Annotated in this window: 17 protein-coding genes; all 17 read right to left on the bottom strand. The window is 55.0% G+C overall.

Going from position 1 to position 18917, the window contains the following annotated elements:
- Positions 1-38: 38 nt before the first annotated feature.
- The 17 genes from proS to AYK82_RS12540 all read right to left on the bottom strand — a co-directional run bounded on the left by proS (position 39) and on the right by AYK82_RS12540 (position 18909).
- On the bottom strand, positions 39-1370 hold the full coding sequence (gene proS, locus AYK82_RS12620) for a proline--tRNA ligase (protein ID WP_068316318.1): 1332 nt from the start codon (positions 1368-1370) through the stop codon (positions 39-41).
- Between the two features lie 437 nt (positions 1371-1807).
- Positions 1808-2077, bottom strand: coding sequence for a DUF1467 family protein (locus AYK82_RS12615; RefSeq protein ID WP_068316464.1), 270 nt, complete (start codon positions 2075-2077; stop codon positions 1808-1810).
- A gap of 182 nt (positions 2078-2259) precedes the next feature.
- A complete protein-coding gene (gene mce / locus AYK82_RS12610; protein ID WP_068316316.1) occupies positions 2260-2664 on the bottom strand; it encodes a methylmalonyl-CoA epimerase in 405 nt (134 codons plus the stop codon).
- A gap of 366 nt (positions 2665-3030) precedes the next feature.
- Positions 3031-4695 (bottom strand): ribonuclease J, encoded by a 1665-nt coding sequence (locus tag AYK82_RS12605; RefSeq protein ID WP_068316315.1) that lies wholly within the window; start codon positions 4693-4695, stop codon positions 3031-3033.
- Positions 4696-4749: 54 nt separating this feature from the next.
- On the bottom strand, positions 4750-5532 hold the full coding sequence (locus AYK82_RS12600; RefSeq protein WP_068316314.1) for a biotin--[acetyl-CoA-carboxylase] ligase: 783 nt from the start codon (positions 5530-5532) through the stop codon (positions 4750-4752).
- A gap of 12 nt (positions 5533-5544) precedes the next feature.
- On the bottom strand, positions 5545-6987 hold the full coding sequence (nuoN, locus tag AYK82_RS12595) for an NADH-quinone oxidoreductase subunit NuoN (RefSeq protein ID WP_068316313.1): 1443 nt from the start codon (positions 6985-6987) through the stop codon (positions 5545-5547).
- 16 nt (positions 6988-7003) lie between these two features.
- Positions 7004-8527, bottom strand: coding sequence for an NADH-quinone oxidoreductase subunit M (locus tag AYK82_RS12590; protein WP_068316310.1), 1524 nt, complete (start codon positions 8525-8527; stop codon positions 7004-7006).
- Positions 8527-10527 (bottom strand): NADH-quinone oxidoreductase subunit L, encoded by a 2001-nt coding sequence (gene nuoL / locus AYK82_RS12585; RefSeq protein ID WP_068316307.1) that lies wholly within the window; start codon positions 10525-10527, stop codon positions 8527-8529. The genes AYK82_RS12590 and nuoL overlap by 1 nt, the downstream gene beginning before the upstream one ends.
- A gap of 7 nt (positions 10528-10534) precedes the next feature.
- Positions 10535-10843: an NADH-quinone oxidoreductase subunit NuoK gene (gene nuoK, locus AYK82_RS12580; RefSeq protein WP_068316305.1), complete on the bottom strand. Its 309-nt coding sequence runs from the start codon at positions 10841-10843 to the stop codon at positions 10535-10537.
- 88 nt (positions 10844-10931) lie between these two features.
- On the bottom strand, positions 10932-11543 hold the full coding sequence (locus tag AYK82_RS12575; RefSeq protein ID WP_068316302.1) for an NADH-quinone oxidoreductase subunit J: 612 nt from the start codon (positions 11541-11543) through the stop codon (positions 10932-10934).
- A 117-nt stretch (positions 11544-11660) separates the two neighbouring features.
- Complete coding sequence (gene nuoI / locus AYK82_RS12570; protein WP_068316298.1) at positions 11661-12143, bottom strand: NADH-quinone oxidoreductase subunit NuoI; 483 nt, start codon at positions 12141-12143, stop codon at positions 11661-11663.
- Between the two features lie 41 nt (positions 12144-12184).
- Positions 12185-12424, bottom strand: coding sequence for a hypothetical protein (locus AYK82_RS12565; RefSeq protein ID WP_068316296.1), 240 nt, complete (start codon positions 12422-12424; stop codon positions 12185-12187).
- A gap of 1 nt (position 12425) precedes the next feature.
- Positions 12426-13490 carry an NADH-quinone oxidoreductase subunit NuoH gene (nuoH, locus tag AYK82_RS12560; protein ID WP_068316294.1) on the bottom strand — a complete coding sequence of 355 codons (1065 nt, stop codon included), beginning with the start codon at positions 13488-13490 and terminating at the stop codon, positions 12426-12428.
- 10 nt (positions 13491-13500) lie between these two features.
- Positions 13501-15597 (bottom strand): NADH-quinone oxidoreductase subunit NuoG, encoded by a 2097-nt coding sequence (gene nuoG, locus AYK82_RS12555; protein WP_068316292.1) that lies wholly within the window; start codon positions 15595-15597, stop codon positions 13501-13503.
- Positions 15598-15616: 19 nt separating this feature from the next.
- Entirely contained in the window at positions 15617-16915 is a 1299-nt protein-coding gene (gene nuoF, locus AYK82_RS12550; protein WP_068316290.1) for an NADH-quinone oxidoreductase subunit NuoF, read from the bottom strand.
- A 3-nt stretch (positions 16916-16918) separates the two neighbouring features.
- Positions 16919-17725, bottom strand: coding sequence for an NADH-quinone oxidoreductase subunit NuoE (gene nuoE / locus AYK82_RS12545; RefSeq protein WP_068316287.1), 807 nt, complete (start codon positions 17723-17725; stop codon positions 16919-16921).
- A complete protein-coding gene (locus tag AYK82_RS12540; RefSeq protein ID WP_068316284.1) occupies positions 17725-18909 on the bottom strand; it encodes an NADH-quinone oxidoreductase subunit D in 1185 nt (394 codons plus the stop codon). Before AYK82_RS12540 ends, nuoE begins: the two co-directional genes overlap by 1 nt.
- Positions 18910-18917: the final 8 nt, after the last annotated feature.

The following is an 18917-nucleotide window of genomic DNA, read 5'->3' as shown; positions in this document are numbered from 1 at the left end:
AAGTATGTATCATTTGAGGCAAAACAAAGCCAAAGGCCTTAACCTTGCGCCTTAACAGCCTCAATTAACAAGTTCAGCGCAGCTTCTGGGCTTAACATCTGTTTCTCACCAGTTGCGCGGGTCTTCAATTCCACTTCACCGCTTTTCAAGCCACGTGGCCCGACAACCACCTGATAAGGCAAGCCAATCAAGTCCATAGAAGCAAATTTTGCGCCTGCCCGAGTGTCACGATCATCGTAAAGCACCTCGACACCCGCCTCTTCCAACTGCTTGTAAAGTGCATCACAAACCGGATCAGTCTCCGCTCCTGGCTTCATATTGATGAGACCCACATGGAAAGGTGTCACCGACATAGGCCAGGCAATGCCATCATCATCATGGTTCGCCTCAATAAGCGCACCCAAAAGACGTGACACACCAATACCATAGGAACCCATATGCACTGGCACCTCGCTTCCTTCGCCAGTCGCGACCTTCGCGCCCATCGCCTCGGAATACTTGGTGCCAAAGTAGAAGATGTGGCCAACTTCAATCCCGCGCGCTTGCTCTTGCTTACCTGCGTCCACCGCAGCAAATGCATCCGCGTCATGCATTTCGTCTGTTGCCGCATAATGCGACGTCCACGCGTCAATCACATGGGAAAGATCGCCGTCAAAATCCGTATCTTCGCCCGGTATCGGCAAGGACAAAATGTCTTTGTCTAGGAACACTTCACTCTCACCTGTCGAAGCCAGAACAATGAATTCGTGGCTAAGATCACCGCCGATCGGCCCGGTATCGGCTTTCATTGGAATGGCGGTAAGCCCCATACGGGCAAAGGTACGCAAATACGCAACAAACATACGATTGTAGGCCGCGCGTGCTTTTTCCTGATCAACATCAAAGGAATACGCGTCCTTCATCAAAAACTCGCGCCCACGCATCACGCCAAAACGCGGCCGCACCTCATCACGAAACTTCCACTGCACATGGAACAGATTAAGCGGCAAATCCTTGTAAGAGCGTACATAACCACGGAAGATATCTGTGATCATTTCCTCGTTCGTCGGGCCAAACAACATCTCGCGCTCGTGGCGGTCAGTTATGCGCAGCATCTCTTTGCCATACGCATCATACCGCCCGCTTTCCCGCCACAAATCGGCTGATTGCACCGTGGGCATCAGCAGCTGCACTGCACCTGCACGCTTCTGCTCTTCTTCAACAATCTTCTGCACTTTTTCCAGTACGCGCAGCCCAAGTGGCAGCCAAGCATAAATCCCGGCGGATTGCTGGCGAATCATGCCCGCACGCAGCATCAGCCGGTGCGAAACAATCTCTGCCTCTTTTGGGTTTTCTTTCAGGATTGGCAGAAAATAACGGGACAGACGCATAAAAGGAGACTCATCTGGTTTCAGCAGGTTAAACGAAACTTACTCAAACCAAACCTGAGGGAAAAAAACAAGCCCCGTACCGGTTTTGCTGCGGTTCTTCGCCATTTTCCGCACGCATTTACAAAGGAAACCGGTCCATCATGGCGAAAATCACTGCCAATATATTAGGCAGGAGTAAACTTTAGGCTTAACGCGACAATTTGATGACAATTGACAAACAGTTTTGTAATATACGAGCAACAAAAACGGCAGCGCCCACTTGAGGCGTGCCACATCGCGGTAGTCTTGGGAGGAACATGCACTAGCGCCTAGATCAAAGCGATCTGGAGCAGCGGCGTCTAAGAAACGCAATAGTGCGTAGCGCGAAACTTTCGATAAAGCAGAGCTTCGGCTCTGCTTTTTCTTTTCTTTACCTCAAGCCCGCAATTTCCGCTTGCTCAATGCCCCATAAAACGGTCAATCATCGGCAAATATCTTGTTCCGAGCCCAGACTCCAAAAATACATAGAGTGCAACAAACACAACGCCGGACACCACGCTGTTTATAAGCGCCTTACGCAACAACATCGGCTTAGCTGGGGCACTCTCGACACTGCCATGCACCACCTCGCCTTCCTCGCCTTGGGTGCGCACGCCAAACGGCAGGATCGCCAAAAACAAAACCCACCAGATCATAAAGTAAACGGCAATTCCAAGTGCAAGTGACAAGAAAACCTCCCAAAGCGACAACGTGACCTTCCACGCCCAAGCCGCTACGCATTTTTACGTTTAATGTCAAGCCAAAGTCACACTCACGCCGCAGATGCAAAGAACCTCTAGAGTTGCATCCTATTGCAGAAACGGCGCCCCTGACACACCACGATGCTGCAGCTGCAACGCACTTTGAAATACTATGCCTGCTCAAGCTCGATCAGCGTACCCAAAAAATCCTTCGGGTGTAGAAACAAAACCGGCTTACCATGGGCACCAATCTTTGGCTCTCCATCACCAAGCACCCGCGCCCCTTGAGCAAGCAATGTATCGCGTGCGGCAAGAATATCGTCTACTTCATAGCAAATGTGGTGAATGCCGCCAGCTTCATTTCTCTCAAGAAACTTTGCCACTGGAGAGCCACTGCCAAGTGGCTCTAAAAACTCAATCTTGGTATTGGGCAAGGTGACAAACACCACCCGCACCCCATGCTCGGGTTGGTCAACCGGCTGCGAGACCTCAGCTCCCAGAACATCTCGATACGTCGCAACCGCTGCCGCTAAATCCGGCACCGCTATTGCCACATGGTTCAATCGGCCAATCATTCGCCACTCCCTCGTTGCTTTAATCAGCCAACACAAAAGCAAAGCGCACACCGCTTGGCAATCACGACAAAGGGCGAAGGAGGCTCTTGGTATTGCAATGGACAACACCAATCCTTGCGACAAGCAGCAGCGAACGAATTTGCAGCAACAAGCACCACCAGCAGGCGAAAAACGAACACAAGGGATGAAGAGAGCCTAACTGCGCTGGATGCGAAGGCCGCTCAGCGAGTTGCACCATCCGGAACCCACTGCCCGTTCATTTTTCTGCCGCCCGGCCATACTACCCAACAGATTTGCGGCAGGCGCAAGCAGCGCTCTACCCGATATCCTCTCTCAGCCCTATTATCCAACCTTAGTCAACATGGATCACACGCGATGCACGATCACCTTGCAAAGCGGCTTCTTGCCCCAATGCTCGACAACTGCAAAGCGCCCCGCCCGACGGGCCGCCTCGCGCACCAACTCCACATCGCGGCGCCGCGCTTTGGGAATACTGATGATCGCCCCATAAACAGCATCGGCAACCACCTCTTCAAAAGCAACCCCGGCTTCATTTTCATCCGGATGCCCATAAAGCACCACCTCGATATCGCCCAGCAGCTCGCCTTTCCCGCTTACAGCCAGTGATATAACCACACCGCCGCCATAGGAAAGCTTGCGCCGCTCCTGCACACCTGTTTCTTCAGGCGGGGCCATCAGCCGCCCATCACGAACCCAAATACCCACAGGTGCGCCATCGATTATTTCAAGCGGTCCGGGTGTTAGACGCATCATGTCCCCGTCGCGCATCAACTGCACATCTTCAATACCGCGTCCCAGGGCAAATTCTTTATGCGCCTGCAAATGCATCGGCTCTCCATGCACAGGCACCGCCCGCTTAGGTCGCAGCAAATCATAGACCTGCGCCAGCTCCCCGCGCCGTGGGTGCCCCGAAACATGCACCAGCGCATCACGGTCCGTAATCACCTTGATGCCATCCTCTACCAATTGGTTGATGATGCCAATCACCGCTTTTTCGTTACCCGGAATGGTGCGGGATGAAAAGATAACCGTGTCCCCTTTTGACAGAGCCACACTGCGATGCGAATCCGAAGCAACCCGCGCCATCGCCGCCCGGTTTTCCCCTTGCGAACCAGTCAGCAGCGCCACTACATTTTCTCGCGGTAAGTGCCCGTACGCCTCTTCATCCAAAAATGCGGGCAACCCATCAAGATACCCCAGTTCCTTGGAAATCTCGATGGTACGCTGCATGGAGCGGCCAATTACCACCACCTCGCGTCCCGCATCACGCGCGGCCTCTGCCACGGCCCGGATCCGCGCCACATTGGAGGCAAAAGTGGTCACAGCCACCCGGTGTGGTGCCGCCTTGATAATCTCGGTTAGCTCTGCCCGCACATCCTTTTCACTGGGGCTGATGCCCTCGCGCATGGCGTTGGTGCTGTCGCAGATAAACGCATCCACCCCCTCATCGCCAAGCTCGCCAAGCCGCTCCAGATCAATACTCTTGCCAATGCCGGGGGTCAGATCAATCTTCCAATCGCCCGAATGCACCACAAGATTCCCGCCCGCGCGGATCGCCAGCGCACACGGTTCCGGGATCGAATGTGTCATGGCGACAAATTCCACGTCGAACGCGCCAATCTGGTGCCGCTCTCCCTGATTAACCAGATTAACCGGAATAGCCTCGCCGCCATCATGCGCCACTTTGGCCTCCAGCAGCATCGCGGTAAACGGCGTGGTGTAAAGCGGCAACTCCAATCGCCGCCACAAATAGGCAAGCGCGCCGTAGTGATCCTCATGCGCATGCGTGATCACAATACCCGCGATACGAGAGCGCTCCTCTTCCAAAAAGCGGATATCCGGCAGCACCAAATCAACCCCCGGCAGCTCCGGCCCGGCAAAGGATACGCCGAAATCCACCACCAACCACTGGCGGTCATGCTCAGGGCCAACCCCGTAGAGGCCCAAATTCATGCCAATTTCACCAACGCCGCCAAGCGGCAAAAACACTAGCTGGGATTTATCACCCATTCGTTTTCTCCTAGGGCGCGCTTCACAGGCAGCGCCAATCATTATCAAAGGTGTTTAGCGCAGGTTGGGAAAGAAAACGTCACCAGCTGAAACCAGCCGCTCCTTGCCATTGTCCAAAGCCAGGATCAGACGACCAAAGGCATCCAGATCAACAAAAACACCTGTAAATTCTTCATTGGGCAGCCGCACGGTCAGCATTTTGCCTCGCCCTGCTGCGCGCGCAAGCCAGCGCCGACGCACCTCGTCAAAACCGCCAGGCCCCTGCCAAATTTCAATCCATGCGGCAAAACGTGCCGCCAATTGCAAGAACAAATCCTGCGGCGCCACCCGGTAGCCAAGCCCTGCCAGCGAGACGGTCGGATACATGGCGATATCCGGGTGATGCAAACAGTTGACACCAAAGCCGCACACCACGTTTACCTGACCTGCTTGCTCAGCCGGCTCGCTTTCCAACAAAATGCCTGAGATCTTAGCGCCTTCCACCAGCAGGTCATTGGGCCACTTAAGCTCGATCAACCCATGCGCGCCGCAAGCAAGCTCCACCGCCTCCATCAGCGAAAGTGCCGCCACAAACGGTAACTGCATAAGTCTTTGCGGCTCTTGTGCAAAGCGCACCACCACCGAGGCAAACAGATTGCCTTTCTCCGATGTCCAGTTGCGTCCCCGCCGTGCCCGCCCGGCCCGTTGCTCATCGGCTACAATCCAATGCTGGCTGAGGCCATCGTCGCGCGCCCGGGCCAAAGCTTCAGGGTTGGTCGAAGCCAGACTTTCAAAGTGCTCAAAGGAAAAGCCCGGAGCTGTGTGCACCGGGCCTTTATCAATCAGTTTCTCGTGCATAAAGCGTTGCTATCAGAACAGCGAGCCGGCGGCAAGATGCGCGGCCCGCAACACTGGATCCCCACCAACTGCGTAGAACACAACAGCAATGGAAGAAAGACCAAGTACAATCTTCATTTCCCCCGACATCGGCAAAAACTCGCCCTGAGGCTCATCGAAGAACATCACCTTGATCACACGAAGATAGTAGAAACAGCCAATAACCGAGCAAATCACACCAATGATAGCAAGCGGATACAGCCCCGCCTCCACCGCTGCGGTAAACACTGCATACTTTGCCCAAAAGCCCACAAACGGTGGAATACCGGCAAGCGAGAACAACAAGAAACCAAGCAGCCACGCCATCAGCGGATTGGTGCGCGATAGCCCCGCAAGATCGCTGATATCCTCAACCATGCCTTCTTTACGGCGCATGGACAGGATGCAGGCAAAGGTCCCCAGCGTCATCGCCAGATAGGCGCTCATGTAAAGCAGCACCCCTTCAACGCCAACCTGCGAACCTGCCGCAAGCCCAACCAGCGCAAACCCCATATGCCCAATGGAAGAATACGCCATCATGCGCTTGATATTCTTCTGGCCAATCGCCGCAAAGGCACCAAGCGCCATGGACAAAATGGAGATAAACACGATGATTTGCTGCCAGTCGCTGGCAATGCCACCAAACGCATCGACAAGCACGCGCATCAACATACCAATCGCTGCCACTTTAGGCGCCGCTGCAAAGAATGCGGTCACAGGCGTTGGTGCCCCCTCGTAAACATCCGGTGTCCACATGTGAAACGGTACAGCGGAAATCTTGAAGGCAAGACCGGCAAGTATAAACACCAGCCCGAACACGAGCCCAAGTGATGCCCCATTGCCGCCAATGGCAGTGGCAATCGCGTCAAACTCGGTCTGCGCAGTAAAGCCATAAACAAACGACATGCCGTAAAGCAGCATCCCTGAGGAAAGTGCCCCAAGCACGAAATACTTCAACCCAGCTTCGGTCGAGCGGGCATTGTCACGGTTGATTGCGGCGACAACATAGAGCGACAAGGATTGCAGCTCCACACCCAGATACATGGCAATCAAATCACCAGCCGACAACATCAGCATCATGCCAACGGTGGCAAGAATAATCAGGATTGGATACTCGAACCGGTCAAAGTTCTGCAACCTTGCATAGGCAACAGACATGGCAATGGCAAAGCCGGAGCCAATCAGCACGAGTATTTTCATAAAGCGGGCGTAGGTGTCCTGCACAAACGCCCCGCCAAACACTTCGCCATAATGTGGTGCCACCAGCAGGGTCAAGCCTGCCAGTGTCAACAAAGCCACCGAAACCCCGGTAACCAGCGGCGCGGATTTCTCCCCACCAAACGCACCGACCATCAACAGCGCCAGCGCACCACCCACGAGCATCAGCTCAGGCAGCATCGGCAGCAGATCGGCAAATTGCAGAAGCTCAGCTTGCATAAGTCAGCGCGCCCCCTTAGTGCGCAGCGGCTGCAACAGCGCTGGACACATTGGCCCCCGCCTGCACAGCTGCGTTGTAATTGTTAATCAAGACATCCACAGAGGCCGCAGTCACATCAAACACCGGCATTGGGTAGAAGCCGAAGAAGATCACCAGCAGCACCAATGGTGCCAGCAGCACTTTCTCCCGCAAGGAAAGATCCAGCATGGATTTCAGGCTTTCCTTATCCAGTGACCCAAACACCACCCGGCGGTAGAGGTAAAGCGCATAGGCCGCAGAGAGGATAACACCGCTTGCTGCGAAGAACGCAACCCAGCTGTTTGCCTCAAAGGCACCAAGCAGGGTCAGGAATTCACCCACAAACCCGGAAGTACCCGGTAGGCCCACATTCGCCATGGTCAGAATAAGAAACGCCACCGCATATTTGGGCATAATGTTCACCAGCCCGCCATAAGCAGCAATCTGCCGTGTGTGCATACGGTCATAGATCACGCCAACACAAAGGAACAGCGCGCCAGAAACCAGACCATGCGACAACATCTGGAACAATGCCCCCTGAATACCATAGGCATTCATGGTGAAGATCCCCATGGTCACATAGCCCATATGCGCCACTGAAGAGTAGGCAATCAGCTTTTTAATGTCCTCTTGCGCCAGCGCAACCAGCGAGGTGTAGATAATCGCCACCACCGAAAGCGCAAATACCATCGGCGCGAAGAACTCGCTCGCCAGCGGGAACATCGGCAAGGAGAACCGCAAGAACCCGTAGCCACCCATTTTAAGCAGGATACCCGCCAAAATAACGGAACCGGCGGTGGGTGCCTCCACGTGTGCATCTGGCAACCAAGTGTGAACCGGCCACATCGGCATTTTCACCGCAAAGCTGGCAAAGAACGCAAGCCACAACCACGTCTGCATCCCCTCTGGGAAGTTCGCCTGCATCAACTCCGGAATTTCCAGCGTACCGGCATGCCAATACATGCTCATGATCGCAATCAGCATCAACACCGAGCCAAGCAGCGTATAAAGGAAAAACTTGTAGCTGGCATAGACACGGCGCGGCCCGCCCCACACCCCGATGATCAGGAACAACGGTATAAGGCCCGCCTCGAAGAACACATAGAACAGCACCAGATCCAACGCGCAAAACACACCGATCATCAGGGTTTCCAGAATAAGGAACGCAATCATGTATTCCTTGACCCGGGTCTGCACACTGTCCCAGCTGGCCAGAATACAAAACGGCATCAGGAACGTGGTCAGGATCACGAACAGCATCGAAATGCCATCCACCCCCATGTGGTAGGAGAACATGCCCCCCATCCACTCGTGCTTTTCCACCATCTGGAAGCCGGGGTTCTCATAGGTAAACCCGCCCCAGATGAACAGGGAGATCACAAAGGTGAAACAGGTGGTGATCAGCGCCACCCGCCGGATATTGGTCTTGGCTTCCTCATCTTCGCCGCGAACCAGCAAGATAAAGAACACCCCAACCAGCGGCAGGAACGTGGTGATAGATAAAATGGACCAATCGCTCATCAGTGGGCTCCCCCGCCCGAGAACATTGAAAGGGTGATAAAAAACGCCACACCGATCAGCATCGCAAAGGCGTAGTGGTAGATATAACCAGACTGCAAACGCACGACCTGCGCCGTTATCTGCTGCACGCGGGCGGCAATGCCATCAGGGCCCATGCCGTCAATCACCGCGCCGTCGCCGCGCTTCCACAAAAAGCGGCCAAGCTTCAGCGAAGGTTTAACAAACAGGAAGTCGTAGAGCTCGTCAAAGTACCACTTGTTCAGCAAGAACTGGTAGAGCGCATCGTGCCGCTCGGCCAGTTTCTTCGGTGCGTCCGGTTTACGGATATAGAACTGCACCGCCAGCAGGAAGCCCGCAACCATCATGATAAATGGCATCAGCTTAACCCAGATCGGCACATGATGCATGTCGTGCAACACATGGTTATCTGCCCCGGTAAACAGCGCCCCTTTCCAGAAGGTGTCATAGGTCTCGCCAATAAAGCCGCTCTGGAAAGCCATGCCGGCAAACAGCGCCCCGACAGCAAGCACAAACAAAGGCACTGTCATCACCAGCGGGCTCTCGTGCACATGCTTCATTACATCCACAGAAGCGCGCGGCTTGCCGTGGAACGTCATGAAGGTGAGACGCCAAGAGTAGAACGATGTCAGGAACGCCGCAGCAATCGTCATCCAGAAGGCGAAGTTGGATGCTGCATTATGCCCAGCATAGGTCGCTTCGATAATCGCATCCTTGGAGATAAACCCGGCCGTACCCAAATAGGTGTGCCCGATATGTACAAGCGGAATACCAAAGCCGGTGAGCGCCAGTGTGCCGATAAACATCGTCCAGTAGGTCACCGGAATATGCTTGCGCAAGCCGCCCATGCGGCGCATGTCCTGCTCGTCGGACACCGCATGGATCACCGACCCGGCACAAAGGAACAACAGCGCTTTAAAGAACGCGTGCGTGAACAGGTGGAATACTGCGACACCGTAAGCACCGATCCCCAGCGCCACAAACATGTAACCAAGCTGCGAACAAGTGGAGTAGGCAATCACGCGTTTGATATCGTTCTGCACGCAGCCAATAGTACCGGCAAACAACGCTGTAGAAGCCCCCACGAAGGTAACTACGGTCAAGGCGGTGTGCGACAGTTCAAACAGCGGCGAAAGACGTGCAACCATAAACACACCCGCCGTCACCATGGTCGCCGCGTGGATCAATGCCGAAACCGGTGTCGGCCCCTCCATCGCATCTGGCAACCAGGTGTGCAGCAGCAGCTGGGCAGACTTACCCATAGCCCCGAGGAAGAGCAGCAGGCAGGTAACCGTAATCGCGCTGTCAAAGCTCAGCGAATACCCAAGGAACTCCAGCGAAGGCGCGTTTTGCGCGGTTCCGGCGGCAATCGCCCCCGCTTGCGCAAAAATATCGTCATAGCTGATCGTCCCGAACATCATGTAGACGCCGAAGATCCCCAGCAGGAAACCAAAATCACCCACACGGTTGACAACAAAGGCTTTCATCGCCGCCGCATTGGCCGATGGCTTCTTAAACCAGAAGCCGATGAGTAAGTAGGAGGCAAGGCCCACGCCTTCCCAGCCAAAGAACATTTGCAGCAGATTGTCGGAGGTCACAAGCGACAGCATGGCAAAGGTAAACAGCGACAAATAGGCAAAAAAACGTGGGCGGTGCGGATCATGATGCATGTAACCGATGGAGTAGATATGCACCAGCGCTGACACCGAGTTCACCACCACCAACATAACAACGGTAAGCGTATCAATACGCAGCGTCCACGTCACATCCAGCGCACCGGAAGAAATCCACTGCAACACCGGAATTTGCACCAGCGCTTCAGTGCCAAGCGCCACATCAAAAAACGCAACCCAAGAGAGCAGCGCCGCCACCACCAGTAAGGAGCTGGTTACATATTCGCTGGCTTTTGCCCCGATTGCCCGGCCAAAGAGCCCGGCAATCAAAAAGCCAACCAGCGGCAGAAATACGATTGCAGAGTACATTCGCCGCTTAACCTTTCATCATATTGACGTCTTCAACGGCAATCGACCCACGATTGCGGAAGTAGACCACAAGAATAGCAAGGCCAATCGCCGCCTCGGCTGCTGCCACCGTGAGCACCAGCAAGGTAAAGATCTGCCCGACAAGATCATTAAGAAACACAGAGAACGCTACAAAGTTGATGTTCACCGCCAACAGCAGCAGCTCGATAGACATCAAAATGACGATAACGTTTTTCCGGTTGAGGAAGATCCCGAAAATCCCGATGGTAAATAGGATCGCCGCAACAGAAAGGTAATGAGATAGACCGATTTCCATGGGACCTCACCGCTTGAATTCAAAGTGTTTGTAACAGCAGCCCACTTGCAGAGCCGCGCCTGTTTCATTCACGCCAACAACACCCATGTTAGATCCCCTTGCCGCTCTCAACAGAGACCACTTCAATAGAAGTCTCCGGCGTGCGTGCCACCTGCGTTGGAATGTCTTGACGTTTAACATTTGGCTTATGGCGCAAAGTCAGCACAATCGCACCGATCATCGCCACCAGCAAAATGATGCCACAGGCTTGGAAATAGAAGATGTATTTGGTGTAAAGCACCGCGCCGATCTGGGCGATGTTCTGCTTGCCCTCGGCAACAATCGGCAGCGCACCGCCGCTATAAGCCTCTGGCATGATGACCCAGCCGCCAATTGCCATCAACAGCTCGGCCAGCAGGATAAAGCCGACCAGCCCGCCAATCGGCAAATACTGAAGAACACCGCGCTTCATCTCGGCAAAATCAACGTCCAGCATCATCACCACAAACAGGAACAACACCATCACCGCGCCCACATAGACCACGATAAGCAGCATCGCCAGATATTCAGCACCAATCAACACAAACAGCGCCGCTGCATTGATAAAGCACAGGATGAGAAACAGCACCGAGTGCACCGGGTTTCTTGCCGCGATCACCATAAAAGCGGATGCAACAGCAATACCGGCAAACAGATAGAAGAAAAGAGCCTGCAAAACCATGTTAGGTTGCCTCTGTCCTTTGCATAAGAGCCAGCCACACGAAGCACTGGCACAAACTAGTTTTAAGACGGCCTCAAAGCCCCTGCCCGCCACGCGCTAGCGCCTGCGGGCCAAGGCTTAACGATAAGGCGCATCCGCTGCGATATTGCGCGCAATCTCACGCTCCCACCGCTCTCCGTTGGCGAGCAGTTTTTCCTTATCGTAAAACAGCTCTTCACGGGTTTCGGTAGCAAATTCAAAGTTCGGTCCTTCAACAACCGCATCCACCGGGCACGCTTCCTGACAGAACCCGCAGTAAATGCATTTGGTCATATCAATGTCATAGCGCGTGGTCCGACGGGTGCCGTCATTGCGACGCGGCCCGGCCTCAATGGTGATTGCCTGCGCCGGACAAATTGCTTCACACAGCTTACAGGCAATACAGCGCTCTTCCCCGTTTGGATAACGGCGCAGCGCATGTTCCCCGCGAAAACGAGGGCTTGTCGCCCCTTTCTCGAAAGGATAGTTGATTGTCGGCTTCGGCTTGAAGAAGTATCGCATGGCAAGGAAGAATGCCGAAACAAACTCCTTTAGCAGCAGCGATTTGGCGGCCTGTTGCATTCCAGTAGCCACGAGCCTCTCCTATTCAAAGGTTCGAGCCATCAGCCACCAGCCATTTGGGCGGCGGCAAGATAGCCCACGATCGGAAAACCGATCAGGGTTAAAACAAAAATCGCGAGGCGCAAGGCTGGCAGGCTCTGCTGCCAACGCGCTAATTTCTCAGGGCTATGCTGAGCCAGCGCTTCTGAACGCATCTTGACCCTGCCAAGCAGAATTGCGCGGTTCAAAAGCCCCAGCACCAGCCCGAGGGCGGCGCCGATCAGTCCCGGCACCGAAACCATTTCAAAGCGCTCCGCTCGTCGGTGCCCAGCCCATAGCCATCAGCACCGCAGAAACCGCAAACACCATGAACAGCGACAGCGGCAAGAACACTTTCCAGCCAAGACGCATCAGCTGGTCATAGCGGTAGCGCGGCACCATCGCCTTCACCATGGCGAACATAAAGAACACCATGGAGGCCTTAAGGAAGAACCACACCACACCCGGTACCCATGTAAACGGCGCGAAGTCCAGCGGCGGCAACCAACCTCCCATAAACAGGATGGTGGTAAGCGCACACATCAGTGCAATCGCCACGTATTCACCAAGCATGAACATCATGTAAGGGGTGGAGCCGTACTCGACCATGAAACCGGCAACCAATTCAGATTCCGCTTCAGCAAGATCAAATGGCGGACGGTTCGTCTCTGCCAACGCAGAGACAAAGAACACCACAAACATCGGGAACAATGGCAGCCAGTACCAGTTCAAAATGGTCAGCCACGGCACGCCCAGCATATCTGCAAGGCCGGTTTTCTGCGCCATTACGATGTCAGAGAGGTTCAGCGAGCCAACGCACAACAGCACGGTAACAATCACAAACCCAATGGAAACCTCGTAGGAAACCATCTGCGCAGCAGAGCGCAAGGCAGAAAGAAACGGGTACTTGGAGTTGGAGGCCCAACCACCAATAATCACCCCGTAAACCCCAAGGGAGGAAATCGCAAAGACGTAGAGAATGCCAACATTAATATCAGCAATGCACCAGCCCTCGGCAACGGGAATAACCACCCAGCCCGCAAGCGACAGCACCACCGTAATCAGCGGCGCAAACAAAAACAGGAACTTGTCGGAAGTTGCCGGAATAACCGGTTCCTTCAACACAAATTTCAGCAAGTCCGCAAAGCTCTGAAACAGTCCCCACGGGCCCACAACGTTAGGCCCTCGGCGGATCTGCACCGCGGCCCAGATCTTCCGGTCCGCATAAAGCACATACGCGATGATCAGCAGCAACACCACCATCAGCAAGACGCTCTGCGCCAGCATGATGACCAGCGGCAAACCATAGTCAAACCAAAGTTCGCTCATCCCTCGTCCCCTATTCGGCTGCGTCTGCCAACCGCTTCTTGGCAAGAGCAGAACACTGCGCCATCACCGCCGAAGCACGGGCAATCGGGTTAGTCATGTAAAAGTCGCTATAAACAGGCGCAAAACCGGAACCCTGCATCTGTCCGCCAGCAGCTGCAACTGCCTGAACATCCCCAAGCGCACCAGCTTTAATCTCGTCCACATCCCCAAGGTGCGGATGAGCTGCCACCATCGCAGCGCGCAGCTGCGCAAAACTGTCAAAGGGCAAGGCTTTGCCAAGTACGCCAGACAGCGCCCGGAAGATAGCCCAGTCCTCACGGGCATCACCAGGAGGGAAAGCCGCCCGGATTGCCTGTTGAGCGCGCCCTTCAAGGTTCACATAGGTGCCCGGCTTCTCGGTGTAAGCTGCTGCTGGCAAAATGATGTCAGCCCGGTGCGCTGCACGATCACCATGGGTGCCTAAGTAAATCACACAGGCATCACCAAAGGCGTCCATCTCCAGCTCGTCCGCCCCAAGCAAGAACACCACATCCAGCGCACCTGCCGCCGCAGCTTCTTGCATCTGCGCCACATCTTTGCCTTTGCCAGTTGGCACGAAGCCAACATCCAGCCCGCCAACACGGCTCGCCGCTGTGTGCAAAATGTTAAAGCCGTTCCACGCCTCATCAAGCGCACCAACTTCACCTGCAAGTTTGGCAGCTGTTGCCAGCACCGCTGCGCCATCTTCACGTGCCATCGCACCGCCACCAACAATAATCATTGGCCGCTTGGCGCTCTTCAGTGTGGCAAAAAACTCGCCCTCACCCTTTGCCAGAGCGGCAAGACTGTCAGTGCCAGCACCCAGATAATCATAGTCGTATGTGAGGTCTTCCGGCGTGCCGATAGAGGCAACCTTCAAACCACCCTGCCGCCAAATTTTGCGAATACGCGCATTCAGCACCGGTGCCTCAAGCCGCGGGTTAGTCCCCACCAGTAAGATCGCATCCGCCTCTTCAATCCCCTCAATTGAGGAGTTGAACAGGTAGCTGCCACGGCCAAGGCTAGGATCAAGCTTTGCCCCATCCTGACGGCAATCAACGTTTTCAGAGCCAAGCGAGTTCAGCAAGGCTTTAAGTGCGAACAACTCTTCGGTTGAAGCCAGATCACCGGCAATCGCGCCGATCTTCTCGCCAGAAACACCATTGAGTTTCTGCGCAATCGCGGCAAACGCCTCATTCCAGCTCGCCGCTTTCAGCTTGCCGTCAACTTTGACATAAGGGCGATCAAGGCGCTGGGTCTTCAAACCATCCCAGATAAAGCGGGACTTGTCAGAGATCCATTCCTCGTTCACTTCGTCATTGATCCGTGGCATAATACGCATCACTTCGCGCCCACGCGTATCAACACGGATCGCCGAACCCATGGCATCCATCACATCGATGCTCTCGGTCTTGGTAAGCTCCCAAGGGCGCGCATTAAATGCATAAGGACGCGATGTCAGCGCACCTACCGGACAAAGGTCAATCACGTTGCCCTGCAATTCAGAGGACAAAGCCGCTTCCAAGTATGTGGTAATCTCGGCATCTTCCCCGCGGCCAATCAGCCCCAGCTCGGAAACACCGGCAACCTCGGTGGTGAAGCGCACACAGCGCGTGCAGTGAATGCAGCGCGACATGATGGTTTTCACCAATGGGCCAATATACTTGTTCTCGACCGCACGTTTGTTTTCACCAAAGCGGGAGCTGTCCACTCCATACGCCATGGCTTGGTCTTGCAAGTCACATTCACCGCCCTGATCGCAGATCGGGCAATCCAGCGGGTGGTTGATGAGCAAAAACTCCATCACCCCCTCGCGGGCCTTCTTCACCATCGGGCTTTTGGTAAACACTTCCGGCGGCTGACCTTCCGGCCCTGGACGCATGTCTTTTACGCTCATGGCACAAGAGGCGGTCGGCTTTGGCGGCCCGCCCTTCACTTCCACAAGGCACATGCGGCAGTTACCGGCAATGGACAGCCGATCATGATAACAAAAGCGCGGCACTTCCGCGCCAGCTTCTTCACAAGCCTGAAGCAGCGTGTAATCCGCTGGAACTTCAACCTCTTTGCCGTCTACGACAATCTTACGCATTTCTCGCTCCTGCCTCCCGCTATTCTGCCGCTTGCGCCGGAGCGCTGCGTTTACGGGCGACATATTGGTCGATCCGGTCTTCAATCACCGGACGGAAATTGCGAATAAGCCCTTGAATTGGCCAAGCCGCCGCATCGCCAAGCGCACAAATAGTGTGCCCCTCAACCTGCTTGGTCACCTTGAACAGCATGTCGATTTCTTCATAGGAGCTTTCGCCCTTGACCATGCGTTCCATCACCCGCCACATCCAGCCGGTGCCCTCGCGGCACGGCGTACACTGGCCGCAGCTCTCGTGCTTGTAGAAGTAGGAAAGCCGGGCAATCGCCTTGATGATATCAGTGGACTTGTCCATCACTATCACCGCAGCGGTACCAAACGAAGAACCAACCTCTTTCATGCCATCAAAGTCCATCAGGGCTTCGCGCATGTCCTCGCCCTTGACGCAAGGAACAGAAGACCCACCCGGGATAACAGCCAAAAGATTGTCCCAACCACCGCGAATACCGCCGCAATGGCGCTCAATAAGGTCCTTGAATGGAATACCCATCTCTTCTTCAACCGTACAAGGGCGTTCCACATGGCCGGAAATGGCAAACAGTTTGGTCCCGGCGTTGTTCGGCCGGCCCATACCTGCAAACCACGCCCCGCCCCGCTTAAGAATAGTCGGCGCCACAGCAATGGATTCAACGTTGTTCACCGTGGTCGGGTTGCCATAAAGGCCCATATTGGCCGGGAATGGCGGCTTCAGCCGTGGCTGGCCTTTTTTCCCCTCAAGGCTCTCAAGCAGCGCTGTTTCCTCACCGCAAATATAAGCCCCGGCGCCGTGGTGAACGTAGATGTCAAAATCATAACCGTTCTTGTTGTTCTTACCGATCAAGCCAGCATCGTAAGCCTGATCAATCGCCGCTTGCAGGCGTTCACGCTCGCGAATGAACTCACCGCGCACATAAATGTAAGCGGCAATCGCCCCCATAGCAAAACCGGCAAGCAAACACCCCTCCACCAAGTGGTGCGGGTCATGGCGTAGAATTTCGCGGTCTTTACAGGTGCCCGGCTCCGACTCATCGGCATTCACCACCAGATAAGCTGGGCGGCCGTCGCTTTTCTTGGGCATGAACGACCATTTGAGACCGGTTGGAAAGCCAGCCCCGCCGCGTCCGCGCAGGCCCGAGGCCTTCATCTCTTCAATAATCCAGTCGCGGCCCTTGCCGATCACCTCTTTGGTGCCCGACCACGATCCGCGCTGCATGGCGCCTTTAAGGCCCCAATCATGCACGCCGTAAATATTGGTGAAGATACGATCAGAATCTTGCAACATCGCTTAACCCTCACCCTTCTGCGCAGCTTCTGCAGCCTGCGCTTTGGCATAGGCCGCTGCAAAATCATCAACCCCGCCCTGCGCCGGACGTGGCACCCCAGTATAACCCGGCCCGCCAGTGTTGATCGCGTCCCCTGCATAATGGTTTGTCACCGCATCAGAGCCAGCCACAGCCATTGGCACAGGATCCGCGCCCTTGGTTTCATCTTTAATATCGCCAAGCGTGGTCGCCCCGCCTTCCGGCATGGAGAAACGGCGCGCCACCTGTGGCCCCGGAGTTACCGGTTTACCCGCAGCGATATCGTCAATCAGCTGGGTCAGGCTTTCCTCGGTCAGATCCTCGTAGGTATCCTTGAAGATCTGCACCATTGGCGCGTTGACACACGCCCCAAGGCACTCAACCTCTTCCCAAGAGAAATCACCATCCTCGGAAAGCTCGTGCGCATGCTTGGCGATCTTGCTTTTACAAACCTTGATCAAACCTTCCGCGCCGCGCAGCTGGCATGGGGTGGTGCCGCACACCTGAATATGCGCTTTTTTACCAACCGGTTGCAGTTGGAACATGGTGTAGAAGGTTGCAACCTCCAAAACGCGGATATTGGGCATATCCAGCAGCTCGGCCACCACACGGATTGCCGGCTCGCTGAGCCATCCCTCGTTTTGCTCTTGCGCCCGCCATAGAACGGGAATAACGGCAGAAGCCTGACGGCCCTGCGGATAGCGCTCGATCGTCTTATTCACCCACGCCATATTCTCGGGCGTGAATTCAAAGCTCTCGGGCTGCTCGTGATGAAGACGCCGTACAGACATTACCGGTCAATCTCCCCGAATACGATGTCAAGAGAACCAAGCACGGCAGAAACATCGGCCAGCTGGTGGCCACGGCACAAGAAGTCCATAGCCTGCAGGTGGGCATAGCCCGGTGCTTTAATTTTGCAGCGATACGGCTTGTTAGAGCCATCAGAAACCAGATAGACACCAAATTCGCCCTTCGGCGCTTCCACCGCAGCATAAATTTCGCCAGCGGGCACATGGTAGCCCTCGGTGTAAAGCTTGAAGTGGTGGATCAACGATTCCATAGAGCGCTTCATCTCACCGCGCTTCGGCGGCACGATTTTACCATCTGTGGCCGAAACAGGCCCACTGATGGACGACAGCTGCTCAACACACTGTTTCATGATACGCACCGATTGGCGCATCTCGAACATGCGGATCAAATAGCGGTCATAGCAATCGCCGTTTTTACCAATGGCGATGTCAAAATCCATTTCCTCGTAGCACTCATAGGGCTGCGATTTACGCAAGTCCCATTTAGCGCCAGAGCCACGCACCATCACACCGGAGAAGCCCCAGGCCCACGCATCTTCAAGGCTAACAACGCCAATATCAACGTTACGCTGCTTGAAAATACGGTTATCGGTCAACAAGCCTTCGATGTCATCCAGCGTGCCAAGGAATGGATCACACCACGCGCCAATATCATCAATGAGTTCCTGCGGCAGGTCCTGATGAACTCCGCCCGGACGAACATAAGCGGCGTGCATGCGCGCCCCGCAAGCCCGCTCGTAAAAACCCATCAGCTCTTCACGCGGCTCAAACCCCCACAAAGGCGGCGTGAGCGCCCCCACATCCATGGCCTGTGTGGTCACGTTCAGCAAGTGCGACAGCAACCGGCCAATTTCCGAGTAAAGCACGCGAATGAGCTGGCCACGCTTTGGCACCTCAATACCCAGCATCCGTTCCACCGCAAGCGCATAAGCATGCTCTTGGTTCATCGGCGCCACATAATCCAGACGATCGAAATACGGCACCGCCTGCAAATAGGTCTTCTGTTCAATCAGCTTTTCGGTGCCGCGATGCAACAAACCGATATGCGGATCAACACGGGTCACAACTTCGCCATCCAGCTCCAGCACCAAGCGCAACACACCGTGCGCCGCAGGGTGCTGCGGACCGAAGTTAATGTTAAAATTTCGTACCTGAGCCTCAGCCATCAACGCAC

Source organism: Polycladidibacter hongkongensis (assembly GCF_001561995.1).
Lineage (GTDB): Bacteria > Pseudomonadota > Alphaproteobacteria > Rhizobiales > Stappiaceae > Pseudovibrio > Pseudovibrio hongkongensis.
This window is presented reverse-complemented; position numbering and strand designations above follow the sequence as displayed.